A 15,686-nucleotide genomic window follows, 5' to 3' on the forward strand; every position below is an offset into this window, starting at 1 on the left:
AGCGTACTGACCTGGGCGGGGGCCCGACAGCACCGGGCCCGGCGCGCCGCGTGGAGTCGCGGCGGGCCGGGCCCGGTGTCGGCGCTGGTGGTGCGCTTCGGGTGCTGATCGGCGCTCACTCGCCGGCGCGGCGCAGCACCTCGGTCAGTCGGTTGGCGGCGGAGACGACGGCGGCCGAGTGCAGGCGGCCCGGCTGACGGGTGAGGCGCTCGACCGGCCCGGACACGGAGACGGACGCCACGACGCGACCGGACGGCCCGCGCACGGGCGCCGAGACGGACGCGACGCCGAGCTCGCGCTCGGAGACCGACTGCGCCCACCCGCGGCGTCGGACGCCGGACAGGATCGTCGCGGTGAACACGGCCTCGCGCAGGCCGCGGTGCAGGCGGTCCGGCTCCTCCCAGGCGAGGAGGATCTGCGCCGCGGAGCCCGCGTGCATCGTGAGCGTGGCCCCGACAGGGATCGAGTCGCGCAGCCCGACCGGTCGCTCGGCGGCGGCCACGCAGACGCGGTGGTCGCCCTGGCGCCGGTAGAGCTGTGCGCTCTCGCCCGTGTGGTCGCGCAGCGCCGTGAGCACGGGATTGGCCGCGGCGAGCAGCCGGTCCTCGCCGGCCGCCGTCGCGAGCTCGTTGAGGCGCGGTCCGAGCACGAACCGGCCCTGCATGTCGCGGCCCACGAGGCGGTGGTGCTCGAGGGCGACGGCGAGGCGATGCGCCGTGGGGCGGGCGAGCCCGGTCGAGGAGACCAGCTGCGCCAGGGTGGCGGGACCTGCCTCCAGAGCGCCCAGCACGGACGCGGCCTTGTCGAGTACGCCGACTCCGCTAGTATCGTCCATAGGACGATATTGACGTCTCAGTCACTGAGATTGCAAGTCGAGGACCGCATCTCACGGGACGGAACCGTCTCACGGACCGGGCCCATCTGGGTTCGACTGACGGTATCGGCCCGGGATCGACCGGGACACAGCACACGCACGACGGCCGTGGGGACGCGGCGGACGAGGAGCACATGATGGCCGGCACGCTGGCGGAGAAGGTCTGGGAGGCGCACCTGGTGCGCCGTGGCAGCGACGGGGCACCCGACCTCCTCTACATCGACCTGCACCTCGTGCACGAGGTGACGAGCCCGCAGGCGTTCGAGGGCCTGCGGCTCGCCGGGCGTCCCGTCCGTCGTCCCGACCTGACGATCGCGACCGAGGACCACAACACCCCGACGCTCGACATCGACCTGCCGATCGCGGACCTCACGAGCCGCACGCAGATCGACACGCTGCGCAACAACGCCAAGGAGTTCGGCGTCCGCATCCACTCGCTGGGTGATGCGGACCAGGGCATCGTGCACCAGGTGGGCCCGCAGCTCGGCCTGACCATGCCCGGCCTGACCGTGGTGTGCGGCGACTCGCACACCTCGACGCACGGCGCGTTCGGCGCGCTGGCCTTCGGCATCGGCACCTCCGAGGTCGAGCACGTGCTCGCCACGCAGACCCTGCCGCTCGCCCCGTTCAAGACGATGGCGATCACGGTGAACGGCGAGCTCCCCCCGGGCGCCACCAGCAAGGACATCATCCTGGCGATCATCGCCAAGATCGGCACCGGCGGCGGCCAGGGCTACGTGCTCGAGTACCGCGGCGAGGCCATCCGCAAGCTCTCGATGGAGGCGCGGATGACCATCTGCAACATGTCCATCGAGGCGGGCGCCCGCGCGGGCATGATCGCCCCCGACGAGACGACGTTCGAGTACCTCAAGGGCCGCCCGCACGCGCCCGAGGGCGAGGACTGGGACGCCGCCGTCGAGTACTGGAAGACGCTGCGCAGCGACGACGACGCCGAGTTCGACGCCGAGGTCGTGCTGGAGGCCGCCGACCTCGAGCCGTTCGTCACCTGGGGCACGAACCCCGGCCAGGGCCTGCCCCTGTCGGCCTCCGTGCCGGTGCCGGCCGAGATCGCCGACGCGGGCGACCGCGTCGCGGCCGAGCGCGCCCTGGAGTACATGGGCCTGGAGGGCGGCACGCCGCTGCGCGACGTGAAGGTCGACACCGTCTTCATCGGCTCCTGCACCAACGGCCGCATCGAGGACCTGCGGTCCGTGGCCAAGGTGCTCCAGGGCCGGAAGAAGGCCGACGACGTCCGCGTGCTCGTGGTCCCGGCGTCGGCGCGCGTGCGCCTGCAGGCCGAGGCCGAGGGCCTGGACGTGATCTTCAAGGAGTTCGGCGCCGAGTGGCGCAACGCCGGGTGCTCGATGTGCCTGGGCATGAACCCCGACCAGCTCGCGCCGGGCGAGCGCGCGGCGTCCACGTCGAACCGCAACTTCGAGGGCCGGCAGGGCAAGGGCGGTCGGACGCACCTCGTGTCGCCGCTCGTCGCCGCCGCGACCGCCGTCCGCGGCACGCTGTCGTCCGTCTCGGACCTCGAGTTCGAGGGCGAGGTCGACCTCACGACGTTCGACGGCACCCCGCTGGCGCCGCTGTCCGCCCCGTCGTTCGTCTGAGCCCCGCGTCTTTCCGAGGAGTCCTGTCATGGAGAAGTTCACCACCCACACGGGCGTCGGGGTGCCGCTGCGCCGCAGCAACGTCGACACCGACCAGATCATCCCCGCCGTCTACCTCAAGCGCGTGACCCGCACGGGCTTCGAGGACGCGCTGTTCGCCGCCTGGCGCGGCGACCCGTCGTTCGTCCTCAACCAGGACGCGTACAAGGCGGGCTCCGTGCTCGTCGCGGGCCCCGACTTCGGCACGGGCTCGTCGCGCGAGCACGCGGTCTGGGCGCTCAAGGACTACGGCTTCCGCGTCGTCCTTGCGCCCCGGTTCGCGGACATCTTCCGTGGCAACTCGGGCAAGCAGGGCCTCGTGGCCGGCGTCGTCGCGCAGGAGGACATCGAGATCCTCTGGAAGATCCTCGAGACCAAGCCGGGCACCGAGGTGACCGTGGACCTCGAGGCGCGCACCGCGCACGCCGACGACGTCACCGTGCCGTTCCAGATCGACGACTACACCCGCTGGCGCCTCATGGAGGGCCTCGACGACATCGGCCTCACGATGCAGCACGAGGACGACATCCAGGCCTTCGAGGCGCAGCGCGCGTCCTGGCGGCCCAAGACGCTGCCGGCCAAGCACCTGCCGAGCGTCCCGATCGAGCCGGCGCGCCCGGTCGGCTGACCCGCTCGAACCGTCCGCGTCGGGGCCCGTCCATCCTCAGAGGGTGGGCGGGCCCTTGCGCGCCCGCTCGAGCAGCTGCTCGGGCGTCGCCGCTGCCGGGTCCCACCAGGAGTCGACGTACCACGTGGCGCCGGCGTCGGCGAAGGCGCGGGCCTGGTCGCGGGCCTCGCCCGCGTCGGAGGACAGCAGGCCGGACGCGACGACGTCGAACGGCCCGGCGTCGTCGTCCCGCTGCTCGGCGATCCACGCGGTGAGCTCGCGGACGGCGTCGGGCCCGGCCTCGGCCTCCTCGGGCGTGGCGCCGCGGGCCTGCACGACGATCCCGTCCCAGCGCAGGGTGCGGCGCAGGTTCTTCAGCGGGGGGTTCGTCGCGTCCCAGACGCCGACCGGCCACACGGGGATGCGGCCGTGCACCGGGGGAGCGGCGAACCGGAACGGCCCCGTGCGCACCTGCGCGCCGTCGGCCTCGAACTCCTCGCCCGACCACGAGCGCTCGAGCCAGGCGAGCGTCTCGTCGAGGCGCTGGGCGCGCTCGCGGAGGGCCGTCGGCTGGCCGGGGACGGAGGTGAAGCCCCGGTCGTCGAGCACCCCGACGCCCACCGGGAGCACGAGCCGCCCGCCGGACAGGTGGTCGACCGTCAGGGCGCGCTGGGCCAGCTCCCACGCCCGGTGCCGCGGCACCGCGAAGACCATGGCGCCGAGCGTGATGCGCTCGGTGACGGCCGCGGCGCCGGCGAGGACCGCGAAGGGGTCCCAGGTGGTGAGCGCGTCGCCGCCCCAGTCGGCCATGCTCATCCCGTCCCAGCTGAAGAACCCGTCCCAGCCGTGCTCCTCGCACTCGCGGGCCAGGGCGACGTTCTGCTGCGGGGTGCCGAAGCTCCCGACGAACCCGAACTTCATGCGCGACATCGCTGCGTCTCCTTCGCGTGGTGGGTGCCCGGTCGACGCTACGGGCGGCCACCGACACCGCGACCGAACCGTAGGGTGTGCACGTGCCTGCCGAGACGATCGAGACGCCCGTGACCGACGACCCGCCGCTGGTCGAGATGTGGACCGACGGGGCGTGCAAGGGCAACCCCGGGATCGGCGGGTGGGGCGCGCTGATGCGGTACGGCGAGCACACCAAGGAGCTCTACGGCGGCGAGACCGTCACGACGAACAACCGCATGGAGCTCACCGCCGTCGTCGAGGGCCTGCGCGCCCTCACGCGGCCCAGCACCGTGGTGATCCACGTGGACTCGTCGTACGTGATGAACGGCATGCGCACGTGGATCGCCGGCTGGAAGCGCAACGGCTGGACCACCGCGGCCAAGAAGCCCGTGAAGAACGTCGACCTGTGGCAGGCGCTCGACGCCGAGGTCACCAAGCACGACGTGCGCTGGGTGTGGGTCAAGGGCCACGCCGGCGACCCGGGGAACGAGCGCGCCGACGAGCTCGCGAACCTCGGCGTCGACTCCGTGCGCTAGCTTGCCGCGAGGAAGGTGCGACGGACGTCACGCCGCAACCGGTGGCGGGCGCTAATAGGCTGGGCCCATGGCTTCCCACTACGACGTCGTCCTCCTCGGGGCTGGCCCTGGCGGCTATGTCGCCGCGATCCGTGCGGCCCAGCTCGGCAAGTCCGTCGCCATCATCGAGGAGAAGTACTGGGGTGGTGTCTGCCTCAACGTGGGCTGCATCCCCTCCAAGGCGCTGCTGCGCAACGCGGAGCTCGCCCACATCTTCAACCACCAGGCCGACTTCTTCGGCATGTCCGGTGACGTGACGTTCGACTTCGGCAAGGCGTTCGACCGGTCCCGCGAGGTCGCGGACGGCCGCACCAAGGGCGTCCACTTCCTCATGAAGAAGAACAAGATCACCGAGTACGACGGCCGCGGCACCTTCCGCGACGCGAACACGATCGAGGTCGCGCTGAACTCCGGCGGCACCGAGACGGTGACGTTCGACAACGTCATCATCGCCACCGGCTCGCAGGTCAAGCTGCTCCCGGGCGTCGAGCTGTCCGAGAACGTCGTGACCTACGAGAAGCAGATCATGACGCGCGAGCTGCCGAAGTCGATCGCCATCGTCGGCGCCGGCGCCATCGGCATGGAGTTCGCCTACGTCCTGAAGAACTACGGCGTGGACGTCACGATCATCGAGTTCCTCGACCGTGCGCTGCCGAACGAGGACGCGGACGTCTCCAAGGAGATCGCTAAGCAGTACAAGAAGCTCGGCATCACGCTGCTGACCTCGACCGCCGTCCAGACCATCAAGGACAACGGCTCGTCCGTCACCGTCTCCTACAAGGGCGTCAAGGACGACAAGCCCGGCGAGATCGTCGTCGACAAGGTCCTGTCCGCCGTCGGCTTCGCGCCCAACGTCGAGGGCTTCGGCCTCGAGAACACCGGCGTCCAGCTCACCGAGCGCGGCGCCATCGCGATCGACGACCACATGCGCACCAACGTGCCGCACATCTTCGCCATCGGCGACGTCACCGCCAAGCTCATGCTGGCGCACGTCGCGGAGGCGCAGGGCGTCGTCGCCGCCGAGACCATCGGTGGCGCCGAGACCCAGACCCTCGGCGACTACCGCATGATGCCGCGCGCCACGTTCTGCTCCCCGCAGGTCGCGTCGTTCGGCCTCACCGAGCAGCAGGCCAAGGACGAGGGCTACGACGTCAAGGTCGCGAGCTTCCCGTTCATGGCCAACGGCAAGGCCCACGGCCTCGGCGACCCCACCGGGTTCGTCAAGATCGTCGCCGACGCCAAGTACAACGAGCTGCTCGGCGCCCACATGATCGGCCCGGACGTCTCCGAGATGCTGCCCGAGCTCACCCTGGCGCAGAAGTGGGACCTCACCGCCGACGAGGTCGCGCGCAACGTGCACACGCACCCGACGCTGTCCGAGGCGATCCAGGAGTCCATCCACGGCATCGTGGGGCACATGATCAACTTCTGACCGACAGCACCGTCGGTCGGGCGTCGACCGCCTGGCGAGGGGCCCGGGCCTGCGATCTTCCGCAGGCCCGGGCCCCTTCTCGTCTTCCGGCCGGGTGCAGGCAGGAGCGTCCGGCCCTGCGACATGATGAGAATGACGGGCCACCTGGGGAGCAGCGATGGAGCCATCGGACGGCGATCGACCACCGGCACCGGAGCGCTCGCGGCGTCTTGGGCTGCCGCTCTGGGTGGCCGTGGCGGCGCTGGGCATCGTCGCGCTCACCGTCGTCGCCGCCGTCGTGGGGCCGCGCTCGTTCGCCCCGCAGCAGGCGTGCCCGGCGATCGGCTACTCCAGCCTGCTCGAGGTGACGCTCGACGGAGCGACCTCCGAGGTGGCGGTCCTCCAGGTGCGCGACGGTGACCGGTGGCAGCCGCCGTATCCGCCGGACGCGGCGGTGCCCGCGATCCCGACGTCGCACGACGGCAACACCTGGACCTTCACGCTCTTCTCTCCACCGAACCCGATCGCGCTCCGCGCCCTGGACGACGACGGCGAGGTGCTCGAGCGGACGGAGGTGGACGTCGGCTGGGTGCGCGTGGGCGGCACCGCCGAGTGCGGCGGCCCGACGGAGGCGCACGTCGACTGGACGCTGTGACCGGTGCCTCGACCCGCGGCGGGCGCTACGCCGGCGCGACCGGGCCGCGCAGGCGCTCCTGCGCCGTGCGGCCGCGGCGGGAGCCGGGCACGCTCCCCGTGGCGCGGGCGAGCCCGAAGGGACGGGGCGCGTCGACGTAGAGGCTCTCGTGATGCCCCGCGGGGACGGCGTAGGACTCGTGCCAGACCTGGACGGCTCCGGGCACGCGGTGGGCGCGACGGTAGAACGCGAGCCAGGCGGGCCGGTGCTTGCGCTCGTCGGCGTTGGCGTAGCGGTAGATGTCCTCGATGCTGCGCCAGTACTGCACGACGGTGACGCCGCGCAGGTCGGCGTCGATCGTCGTGCGCGCGTGGAGGAGGCCGGCGTCGGGGTCGCGCGACAGCTCGGCGATCATCGGCCCCATGGCCGTGAACGCCGGGAGCCAGGCGTCCGGGCGCCAGAGCTTGACCGCCCGGGCGCCGATGAGAAAGACGGCGAGGCCGTCCTCGTGCTGGTGGGTCGTCAGCGCGGCCATGATGAGCTCCACTCAACTAGATAGTCTGACTCCCTAATATTGGGGAGTGCTACTCTCTAATGTCAAGAGGTGACGGACGGAGGACGCATGCGGATCTCGGGGCTCGCGGAACGGACCGGCGTGCCGGTCGCGACGCTGAAGTACTACCTGCGCGAGGGCTTGTTGCACGCCGGCACGGCCACGGCCCGCACCCAGGCGGTCTACGACACGACGCACGTCGAGCGTGTGCGGCTCGTGCGGGCGCTCACGGACTCGGCGGGCCTGAACCTGGGCGCGGTGCGGGAGGTCCTCGCCGTGCTGGACGACCCGCCACGCACCCGGCACGAGCTGCTCGGCGCCGCGCAGAAGGTCATGCTCGCGCGCGAGGAGGGCCGGCGGCCCCCTCAGGCGGACGCCGAGGGGGAGCCGCCGGCGCCCGACCTGTGGGTGGCCCGCGTCGCCGGCCTGGCCACAGACCGCGGCTGGTGCGACGCGGACGACCCCCTCGTCCCTCGCCTCGCCGGCCAGCTCCGGGCCGCCGAGGCCGCGGGCATCACCCTGACCGACGCGCACCTCGCCGCCCTCGCCGACGCCGCCGCCGTCGTCGCCGCCGCGGACGTGGCGTCCGTGCCCGCGGAGCGCGCCGGGGCCGTCCGGCAGGTCGTCGCCGGGACGCTCCTCACCGACCCCGTGCTGCTCACGCTCCGCCGCATGGCGCAGCAGGGTGCGAGCGCGGCGGTCGAGCCCGCGGGCTGACCGCCGGCGTGCCTCGCCAGGGGGTCGAACGGGTCAGGAGGTCACGCGGATCCGCAGGTACTTCTGCCCGTACAGGACGCGGGTCGTCGGGTCGGACCTGCGGGTCTGCTCGAACGCGGTCTTGCCCTCGCCGATGACGAGGCCCAGCTCGGCCTCGTCGTTGCGCAGGTTGCCTTGCAGGAGCTTCTGGACCCCGTCGAACGACGTCGGGCCGTAGAACTCCTCCTGGTCGTTGTTCCCGCCCACGACCGTGACCGTCCCGCTCGCGCCCTTGAGGCGCTTGGGGATCGTGAACTCCTCGCGGAAGAACGACCGCGTGACCCCCTCCGAGCCGACCACCTGGGTCCGGAGCACGAGGGTCTTGCCGGCGCGGATCTTCACGGTCTTGCCGGTCACGTCGACCCAGCGACCGCCCGTCCGCTGCTGGATCTTCGCCACCCTGTACCGGCGCCCGTTGTCGCCCACCTTGACGGCGTTGGTCACCCCGGTGACCTTGACGCTCGACAGGGACGAGAGCGTGGCCACGACGGTCGCGAGGTCGAAGGCCCCCGCGGAGCCGACGTCGTCGGCCGACTGGTACCGGTCGGCGTACCGCAGCCGGAACGGGGTCCCGCTACGGGTGCCGGTGATCGTCCAGGCCTGGATCTCCGCGCCGCCGATGACGCCGTCCACCACCCGGTCGTGGTTCGCCACGCCGGCGAGGAGGGTGACGTCGCCGAGGGCGGACGGGTCCAGCACCTGCGTCGTTCCCGTGCGCGACCTGCCGTGGTAGGACACCGTCGACCGGACCGGCGCCGACGTGGGGGAGGCGCCGAAGGTGCCCGCGATCCCGGCGAGACGGTCGTCGGTGATGGTGCCGCCGAGCGCGCCGAGGTTCGCCACCTTGAACGGCACGCCCAGCGGGTCCTCCTGGACGTAGACGGCGTCGGCGGCAGCCAGACCCAGCCGCGACCTGCCCGTGAAGGACATCGGGTGGCCGAACGCGACCACCCGGTTGCCGCACACCGAGGTCGCCGTGCCGATGCCCGCGAGGGTGATGTCGCCGTGCGAGAGCACCGCCGCGACGTTGCCGCCGGCGACCACGGTGTCGATGCCGGCGGCCGCCGTGCCGCTGGACCGCCCGATCCGGTAGGAGTCCGCGGTGACCAGCTCGCTACCGCCGGCGGCCTTGACGGTCGTGCGGGCGCGGGCCAGGTCCACCCCGCCGACGCCCATCGGCATCGGCAGCTGACGCAGGCCCTGGGCGGCCTCGGTCCGCGTCACGTCCGTCTCCGCGGCGATCCGCGTCGCCATCCGCGAACCCACCGCCACCTCGGGCGCCGCCTTCGCGGCGCCGAGGTAGCCCTGCATGTCCTCGTACGGCGTGATGCCGGCCACCGGAGAGCTCCCGAAGGCCAGGCCGTACGCCACCGCGCCGATCAGCCGACCGTCCTCCGCGTACACCGGGGACCCCGACATGCCCTGCCAGATGCCGCCCGCCGCGTCGATCGCGGGGGAGTGGAGCTCGGCGACGATCATGTCCAGGTCGGGGCCGATGCCGTCCGACAGCACGCCGAGCACCTCGCCGGTGAACGCCTGCGGGGTGGTGCCCTTGCTCACGGTCAGCCCGTTCACCGGTGCCCCGCTCGCTACGTCGGCGACCGGGAACGGCGCCGCGCAGTCGGGGGTGGGCGCCGCCGACGCGGCGGGGCCGACCGCCACCAGGCCCGCCAGCACCAGCGCGCCGGCCGCGCTCGATGCCGTCAGGCCGGCCGCGCGACGACCGCGAGCCGCAGGGTGTCCTTCGAGGGGGGAAGTGGGCGCCGTCGCCCGGCCGTTCCCCGCGGCAGTGTTCGACATGGCGACAGCATCGTCGACCGCGCGGTTCGGCGTTCTGGTGAACGCGGGTGAAATCTCCGCGCCGGTGCCCGGCACCGGGTGCCGGACACCGTCACGACGTCGCTCATCGGTTCGCGTACTCGAGCGGCGACAGGTTGTCGTCGATCCGTGCACCGGCCGGAACCAGCGACATCACCAGGTCGTCCATGGTGGCCAGGGACTCCCGGCCGTCGTCGGTGCCTCGCGGGGCCTGCGCCTCGATGAGGAAGTTGCCCCTGCCACGGGCGACGACGTAGACGCGCTCGACGGTGCAGGGCGTGCCCAGCACCACCTTCGCGTCGCCCTCGCCTGTCAGCGTGGCGCCGTTCGTCTTCGCTCCGGGCCACGGCAACGCCGTGCAGCCGGACGCCGTCGACCCCGGCCACGTCTCCTTCTGTCCCAGGGTGAAGGTCGACGACGGGTCGGCGTCGAAGACGACGAAGACGCCGGCCGGCCGCGTCACGTACCTCGCCGCAGCCGTTCCCGGGGTGTCGGCCAGTGCCGCCACGAGCACGGCTCTGCGGGGATCGCCGGCGTTGGCGCCGAGCGCGGCGTCGACGACGACGCGGACACGCGCGGGCCCTGCGACGAGCACGAGCCGGTCCGTCATGTCGGTGACGATCGACCACCCGCCGTCGCCCAGCTCGGCGCGGGACAGCGAGGCGCGGCCGTCGAGCACGGACCTCGGTCCGTCGCGCTCCTCGTCGTCGAACGGCCGCGCCCCGGCCGGGCCGGCCAGCGCGACCGACGTCCCGCACGCCGCCGCCAGGAGGCCGACGAGGGCCCCTCGGACGCCGTGCCTGGTCTTCCTGCTCCGCCTGCCCGACCTCGCTGCCGCGCCGAGGGTCGTGACCTGAGGCGGGTGCCTTCCGTACATGATCCGCTCCTTCGTGGTCGGGCCCGTCTCTGCGGGCGCCCTTACCAGCGACGCTAGGAGCGGAGCGGGGGCGGATCATGACCGGAACCGATCATCTTCCGGAGCCGTCGGGCATGGTCAGAACTGACCATCGCGGGTCACGAGCGCCGGGCGTAGCGTTGTTGGCGTGTCCGGGTGGACGGCTCGTGGGCGAGGGCGCCGGGGCGAGGCGACACAGAGCTGCTTCGTCGGACGTCGGGCCGAGCGAGCCCAGCTCCTCCAGGCATGGGACGGGGCCCGCGACGGAGCGCGCCAGGTCCGGTTCGTGGGAGGCGAGCCCGGGGCGGGCAAGTCGCGACTCCTGGCACAGCTCGCGGACGACCTGCCGTCCGACGCGGCCACCGTGCTCGCCGGCCGATGCCCGAGCACGCTCGCGTCGCCCTACGAGCCGTTCGTCGCACCGGCCGCCGCGCTGCGCACGGCGATCGCCGACGGTGAGCTCGCGCTGATGGCCAGGCCACCCGATGAGGGCGCCCGGGCCCGGACGGTGGCCCTTCTCGACACCGTCACGGGCGAGCGTGCGGCGGGCCGGGCGTCCCGGCGCGACCTGCTCGACGCCGTCGTCACGTCCGTGCGCTCGGCAGCCGCCGTCGAACCACTCGTCCTGCTGCTTGACGACGTGCACTGGGCGGGGGAGACGGCGTGGGAGCTCCTGTCGTATCTGGTGGAGCAGACGGCGGACCTCCGGCTGCTCCTCGTGGCGACCCAGCGCACGACCGCGACGGACCGGACCGACCGCCTCGTCGACCACGTCGCGAGCCTCTGCAGGGTCGACGGGGTGCAGCGCGTCGACCTGCCCCCGCTGGCCGCGGGCGACGTCGCGGAGTACCTCGTGCGGGAGGCGAGGGTGCCCGCGGCGCTGGCACGGGCCGTCGCCCCGGACCTGCGTGCCCGGACCGGCGGAAACGCGTACTTCGTGCGCGAGCTCGTGCAGACGCTGGGCGCTCGCGGCCCGGTCGGGTTCGTGCACCCTTCCGGGCGTGCTCCGCCGTCGGTCCAGGACGCGGTCGAGTCCCGCCTCGCCGCGCTGAGCACCGGGGTGCGCGCGACCGTCGAGCTCGCGGCCGTGATCGGCGACTCCTTCGACGCGGACCTGCTGGTCGCCACGGGAGGGACCACACCCGAGGAGACGCTCGGTCACCTCGACGCCGCGCACGACGCGCACCTGCTCGAGCCCGGCGACGACATGCCGACCGCGGTCCGGTTCCGGCACGCCATCGCCCGGGAGGTCGTCCTCGGCGCGATCCCGACCGCCCGCCGCGCCGCCCTCCACCTGCGCGTCGCCCGAGCGCTCGAAGCGCGCGGCGGCCGCAGCGCGGCGCACATGGCCCAGGTGGCCCACCATTTCGAGGCGGCCCACGTGCTGGGGTACCGGGACGAGGCGGCCCGCTACCTGCGTCTCGCCGGTGACGTGGCGGCCGACGGCCTGGCCCACGACGAGGCCGCCGACCTCTACGAGCGTGCCGCCGCGGTCGAGGACGACCGGGAGCGTGCCGACGACGTCGTCCTGCTCGCCGCCCAGGAACGCCTGCTCGTCGGCGCGTTCGTCCGATCGCGGGCGCTCGCGGAGCCGATCGCGGACGATGCGGCGTCGCCCCACCGGCTCCGGGCCGCCGTCCTCTTCGAGGAGGCCAACTGGCACACCAGCCTCGTCGCGGGCAGGGCGGTCGTGCTGCTGCAGGCCGCGCTCGACTCGGCGGCCGGCGACCGGGACGACGAGCTCCAGGTGCGCGCGCTGGCCGGCCTGGGCCGCGCGCTCGTCTTCGACGGCGACGACGACCAGGGACGCTTGCTGGTGGAGCAGGCGATCGAGCGCGCCCGAGAGCTCGGCGACGACGACCTGCTCCGGGAGACGCTCGTCGCCTCGCTCGTCCTCGGCAGCTCGGTCACCGACGCCGACACCAAGCTCGCGCGGGCGGGCGAGCTCACCGAGCTCTGCCTGCGGACGCACGACCTGTGGCGGCTGGGCCCGGCGGGCTCCTTCCGCACGCTGCTGGGCTATCAGCGCGGGGACCAGGTCGTCCTCCACGCCGGGCTCACCGACCTGCGCCAGGCGGTCGAAGGCACCCATCAGCCGTACTTCGGTTACCTCGCGGGCTGCGTCGAGTTCTCCCGACACGTCGCGGCCGGCCGCCTGGCACGAGCCGCCCAGGTCTCGGAGTCGCTGCTCGAGCTCGGCTCCTCCGTCGAGCTCGACGAGCACGTGGGTTCCGAGGGTGTGTACGGGGTGCAGCAGTTCGTGCTCCGCCGGGAGACCGGCGAGCTCGAGGCCGCCCGCGCCCTGCTCGGCGACGACGACTTCGGCGAACGATGGGTGCCCGGGCTGCTCGCGCTGTACACCGCGCTCGGCATGCACGACGCCGCCCACCGGGCCCTGTGGTGGGTGCTCGAGTCCGGAGCGACCGACGTCTCACCGGGCACCCGGGCGGGGGTCCTGGCCATCCTGTCCGACGCCGCGGTGGCCCTCGGCGACGTGGACGCGGCCAGGCTGGTGCGCACCGCCCTCGCCCCGTACACGGGTCTCAACCTCATGTTCGGCTCCCTCGTCAGCGCGATGGGAAGCGCCGACCGCTACCTGGGCTCCCTCGACGCCCTGCTCGGCTCGGCGGAGTGGGAGGAGGGCTTCGCGCGGGCGGAGGCGATGGACCGCCGGATGGGGGCGCACCTGCACGTCGCGCACACCCTCGCCGCGCACGCGACGGCGCACCTCACCACCGGCGCGGACGGCTGCGACGTCGGCGCGCTCGCGGCCGAGGCGCGGCGCATCGCCACGTCCCTCGGGTCGCAACGTGTCCTGCGCGCGCTCGACGTCGTCGACGGCGCACGAGCGCCACGCGCCGACGGGCTCACCGAGCGCGAGGTCGAGGTGCTCCGCCTCGTGGCGCAGGGGCTGAGCAACCGCGAGGTCGCGCGCTCGCTCGTCATCAGCGCGAACACCGCGGCCAACCATGTGCGCAGCATCCTGCTCAAGACGGGCTGCGAGAACCGCACCCGTGCCGCGCGGTACGCCGCGGACCAGGGGCTGCTCGACTGAATCGCGGCGTCCCGTCAGACGACCGGCTCGAGGGCGCCGGACGGCAGGATCCGGCCGACCACCTCGGTCACCCGGTCCGCGGGGAGGCCCGCGGCCGCTGCCGCGCTCAGGATCATCTCCGCCGACGGCGCCTCGTACAGGCAGTAGGACTTGCGGCGGTCGAGCGACAGGAAGGAGTACAGCCAGCGGATGCCCTCGTCGGCGTTGATCTCGTTGATCTCGTCGAAGGCGCCCAGGTACGGGTCGACGCGCTCCGCGTACTCGCGCTCGATGATGAAAAGCGGCACGTCGGACCCCCTTCGGTCCCCTCCCATTGTCACACCGCGTCCGGCCGGTCGTCGGGCGGGCGTGGGTGATTCCTGGGCGGCCCGCTGCGCAAGGCACCAGCCCGGCGTCGATCGTCCGATGACGGTCGACACCGGGCTGGGTTCGTGGGCACGGTCGTGGACGGCTCAGCGCTGCACGGCGGGTTCGGTCGCGAGGGCTTCTTCGGTCGCTTGTCCCGGGTCCTCGCTGCTGCGGAGGAACTGGCAGATCAGCGCACCCACGAGGTAGAGCGCGACGAAGACCCAGACGAGCACGGACATGCTGGCGGCACCACCGAGGACTCCGACCAGGACCGGACCGACGAACGAGGAGAGTCCCGCTGCGAGCGTGTACACGGCCAAGGCGCTGCCGCGATCGCGCGTGGGCACCATGGACGGGACGAGCGCGGTCAGCGGCACGAACCCGGCCAGGCCGATGCCGAACACCGCCCAGCAGAGGACGGTCACGGCGAAGTTCGGCCCGATGATCTGCGGGACGTAGAACAGCAGCAGCAGTCCGACGGCGCACATCACGCAGCCGAACCACGTGACGGTCCGCTTCCAGCCGAACCGGTCGCCGATGACGCCGAAGGCGAGGTTGGCGAAGATGTTCGCGGTGTAGACGATCGTCACGATCTGCAGGTACTGGCTCTGGCTGAAGCCGACCGTCTCGGTGAAGAAGAACGGCGCCACGACGAAGAGCGCGAAGTTCGGTGTCGTGTTGATCAGGCGGACGACCGCGCCCGCCGTGACCCGCGGGCGCAGCCAGATGATCGTGAGCCCCTTGCCGAGCTCGGCCCACCCGGCCGCGTCGGGCTCCGGGCCGGCGTGGCGCCGGTCGCGCACCCCGAAGATCGCCACGGCCGCGCCCACCATCACCAGAGCGGTGGCGAGCCAGAACGTTCCCACCTCGCCGATGACGGGGATCGTCGCGCTCGCGATGAGCGACCCGAGGGTCGGCAGGCCGGCGCCGAACACGAACCAGAACCAGCCGACCGAGGTGCCGCGCTGGTGGGGCGGGGTCGCCGTGTTGATCCAGACCAGGAACGCGTACGCGAAGAACGGGTAGCCGATGCCCCGCACGGTGTACGCGAGGACCGCGACCCAGTGGACGTCCAGGCCCACGCCGACGATCAGGAACAGCGCCTCGAAGGCCACCCAGTTGACTGCGCCCAGGGCCATGACCTTGCGAGGCCCGAGGACGGCGCTGAGAGTCCCGGCAAGCCATGAACCGATGGCCACGAACACGCCGTAGAGGCTGATGGTGAGGGCAGCGGCCTGCTCGCCGAAGCCCTCCTGGTCGACCAGGAACGGCGAGAGGTAGTTGGACTCGACGCCGTCGCCGATCATGAACAGCAGCACCCCGACGAAGCCGAGGAAGAGCGGGGCCGGCAGTCCCAGGCGGTCGAGCAACCGTGCTCCCGCGCTGGTGCCGGTGGCGGGATGACTCATGCGCATTCTCCTTCGAACTGCGGACGCGTGACTCGTCGCGACTGCGGCGAAGCAGGTGGCATCGTGGCACGGCCTGTACGTACTGTCCAGCGCGTCCGAACATCTGATTGACAGGCTGGTGCGGCCGGTCCAGACTGTCCGTACCAAA

General features: G+C 72.6%; 14 protein-coding genes. 7 read left to right on the plus strand and 7 right to left on the minus strand.

The features are described from left to right. Positions 1–115: 115 nt before the first annotated feature. A complete protein-coding gene (locus AAG589_RS00410; RefSeq protein WP_079574616.1) occupies positions 116–835 on the minus strand; it encodes an IclR family transcriptional regulator in 720 nt (239 codons plus the stop codon). 176 nt (positions 836–1,011) lie between these two features. On the opposite strand from AAG589_RS00410, the gene leuC reads away from it, so the two are divergent. Both leuC and leuD read left to right on the plus strand, forming a co-directional pair. Continuing rightward, entirely contained in the window at positions 1,012–2,487 is a 1,476-nt protein-coding gene (gene leuC, locus AAG589_RS00415; protein ID WP_430565276.1) for a 3-isopropylmalate dehydratase large subunit, read from the plus strand. Positions 2,488–2,515: 28 nt separating this feature from the next. Next, positions 2,516–3,154, plus strand: coding sequence for a 3-isopropylmalate dehydratase small subunit (leuD, locus tag AAG589_RS00420; protein WP_430565277.1), 639 nt, complete (start codon positions 2,516–2,518; stop codon positions 3,152–3,154). A gap of 36 nt (positions 3,155–3,190) precedes the next feature. Here the strand turns inward: leuD and AAG589_RS00425 are convergent, their stop codons facing one another. Then, positions 3,191–4,063: an LLM class flavin-dependent oxidoreductase gene (locus AAG589_RS00425; RefSeq protein WP_430565278.1), complete on the minus strand. Its 873-nt coding sequence runs from the start codon at positions 4,061–4,063 to the stop codon at positions 3,191–3,193. 83 nt (positions 4,064–4,146) lie between these two features. Here AAG589_RS00425 and rnhA point away from each other — a divergent pair, with 83 nt between their 5' ends. From rnhA to AAG589_RS00440, 3 genes are all read left to right on the plus strand, one after another. Next, positions 4,147–4,620 carry a ribonuclease HI gene (gene rnhA / locus AAG589_RS00430; RefSeq protein WP_446719660.1) on the plus strand — a complete coding sequence of 158 codons (474 nt, stop codon included), beginning with the start codon at positions 4,147–4,149 and terminating at the stop codon, positions 4,618–4,620. 67 nt (positions 4,621–4,687) lie between these two features. Then, positions 4,688–6,091: a dihydrolipoyl dehydrogenase gene (gene lpdA / locus AAG589_RS00435; protein ID WP_430565279.1), complete on the plus strand. Its 1,404-nt coding sequence runs from the start codon at positions 4,688–4,690 to the stop codon at positions 6,089–6,091. Positions 6,092–6,248: 157 nt separating this feature from the next. After that, a complete protein-coding gene (locus tag AAG589_RS00440; RefSeq protein ID WP_430565280.1) occupies positions 6,249–6,725 on the plus strand; it encodes a hypothetical protein in 477 nt (158 codons plus the stop codon). A 25-nt stretch (positions 6,726–6,750) separates the two neighbouring features. On the opposite strand, the gene AAG589_RS00445 is transcribed toward AAG589_RS00440, so the two are convergent. Then, a complete protein-coding gene (locus AAG589_RS00445; RefSeq protein ID WP_430565281.1) occupies positions 6,751–7,239 on the minus strand; it encodes a DUF4188 domain-containing protein in 489 nt (162 codons plus the stop codon). A 69-nt stretch (positions 7,240–7,308) separates the two neighbouring features. Between AAG589_RS00445 and AAG589_RS00450 the strand changes: the two genes are divergently transcribed. Further along, entirely contained in the window at positions 7,309–7,974 is a 666-nt protein-coding gene (locus AAG589_RS00450) for a MerR family transcriptional regulator (protein ID WP_430565282.1), read from the plus strand. 33 nt (positions 7,975–8,007) lie between these two features. Here the strand turns inward: AAG589_RS00450 and AAG589_RS00455 are convergent, their stop codons facing one another. Beyond that, a complete protein-coding gene (locus AAG589_RS00455; RefSeq protein WP_430565283.1) occupies positions 8,008–9,813 on the minus strand; it encodes a SpoIVB peptidase S55 domain-containing protein in 1,806 nt (601 codons plus the stop codon). Positions 9,814–9,916: 103 nt separating this feature from the next. Further along, positions 9,917–10,708, minus strand: coding sequence for a hypothetical protein (locus AAG589_RS00460; protein WP_430565284.1), 792 nt, complete (start codon positions 10,706–10,708; stop codon positions 9,917–9,919). A 166-nt stretch (positions 10,709–10,874) separates the two neighbouring features. Between AAG589_RS00460 and AAG589_RS00465 the strand changes: the two genes are divergently transcribed. After that, complete coding sequence (locus AAG589_RS00465) at positions 10,875–13,781, plus strand: ATP-binding protein (protein ID WP_430565285.1); 2,907 nt, start codon at positions 10,875–10,877, stop codon at positions 13,779–13,781. Positions 13,782–13,795: 14 nt separating this feature from the next. On the opposite strand, the gene AAG589_RS00470 is transcribed toward AAG589_RS00465, so the two are convergent. After that, complete coding sequence (locus AAG589_RS00470; protein WP_430565286.1) at positions 13,796–14,068, minus strand: DUF4242 domain-containing protein; 273 nt, start codon at positions 14,066–14,068, stop codon at positions 13,796–13,798. Between the two features lie 165 nt (positions 14,069–14,233). Further along, positions 14,234–15,538, minus strand: a complete 1,305-nt coding sequence (locus AAG589_RS00475) for an MFS transporter (protein ID WP_430565287.1) — start codon at positions 15,536–15,538, stop codon at positions 14,234–14,236. Positions 15,539–15,686 lie beyond the last annotated feature (148 nt).

Source organism: Isoptericola sp. F-RaC21 (assembly GCF_038593535.1).
Taxonomy (GTDB): Bacteria; Actinomycetota; Actinomycetes; order Actinomycetales; family Cellulomonadaceae; genus Isoptericola.

Coding starts and splice junctions, on each gene's coding strand:
- AAG589_RS00440 (WP_430565280.1), top strand. CDS start 6,249: ATGGAGCCATCGGACGGCGATCGACCACCGGCACCGGAGCGCTCGCGG.
- AAG589_RS00445 (WP_430565281.1), bottom strand. CDS start 7,239: ATGGCCGCGCTGACGACCCACCAGCACGAGGACGGCCTCGCCGTCTTT.
- leuD (WP_430565277.1), top strand. CDS start 2,516: ATGGAGAAGTTCACCACCCACACGGGCGTCGGGGTGCCGCTGCGCCGC.
- lpdA (WP_430565279.1), top strand. CDS start 4,688: ATGGCTTCCCACTACGACGTCGTCCTCCTCGGGGCTGGCCCTGGCGGC.
- leuC (WP_430565276.1), top strand. CDS start 1,012: ATGGCCGGCACGCTGGCGGAGAAGGTCTGGGAGGCGCACCTGGTGCGC.
- AAG589_RS00455 (WP_430565283.1), bottom strand. CDS start 9,813: ATGTCGAACACTGCCGCGGGGAACGGCCGGGCGACGGCGCCCACTTCC.
- AAG589_RS00475 (WP_430565287.1), bottom strand. CDS start 15,538: ATGAGTCATCCCGCCACCGGCACCAGCGCGGGAGCACGGTTGCTCGAC.
- AAG589_RS00460 (WP_430565284.1), bottom strand. CDS start 10,708: ATGTACGGAAGGCACCCGCCTCAGGTCACGACCCTCGGCGCGGCAGCG.
- AAG589_RS00410 (WP_079574616.1), bottom strand. CDS start 835: ATGGACGATACTAGCGGAGTCGGCGTACTCGACAAGGCCGCGTCCGTG.
- AAG589_RS00425 (WP_430565278.1), bottom strand. CDS start 4,063: ATGTCGCGCATGAAGTTCGGGTTCGTCGGGAGCTTCGGCACCCCGCAG.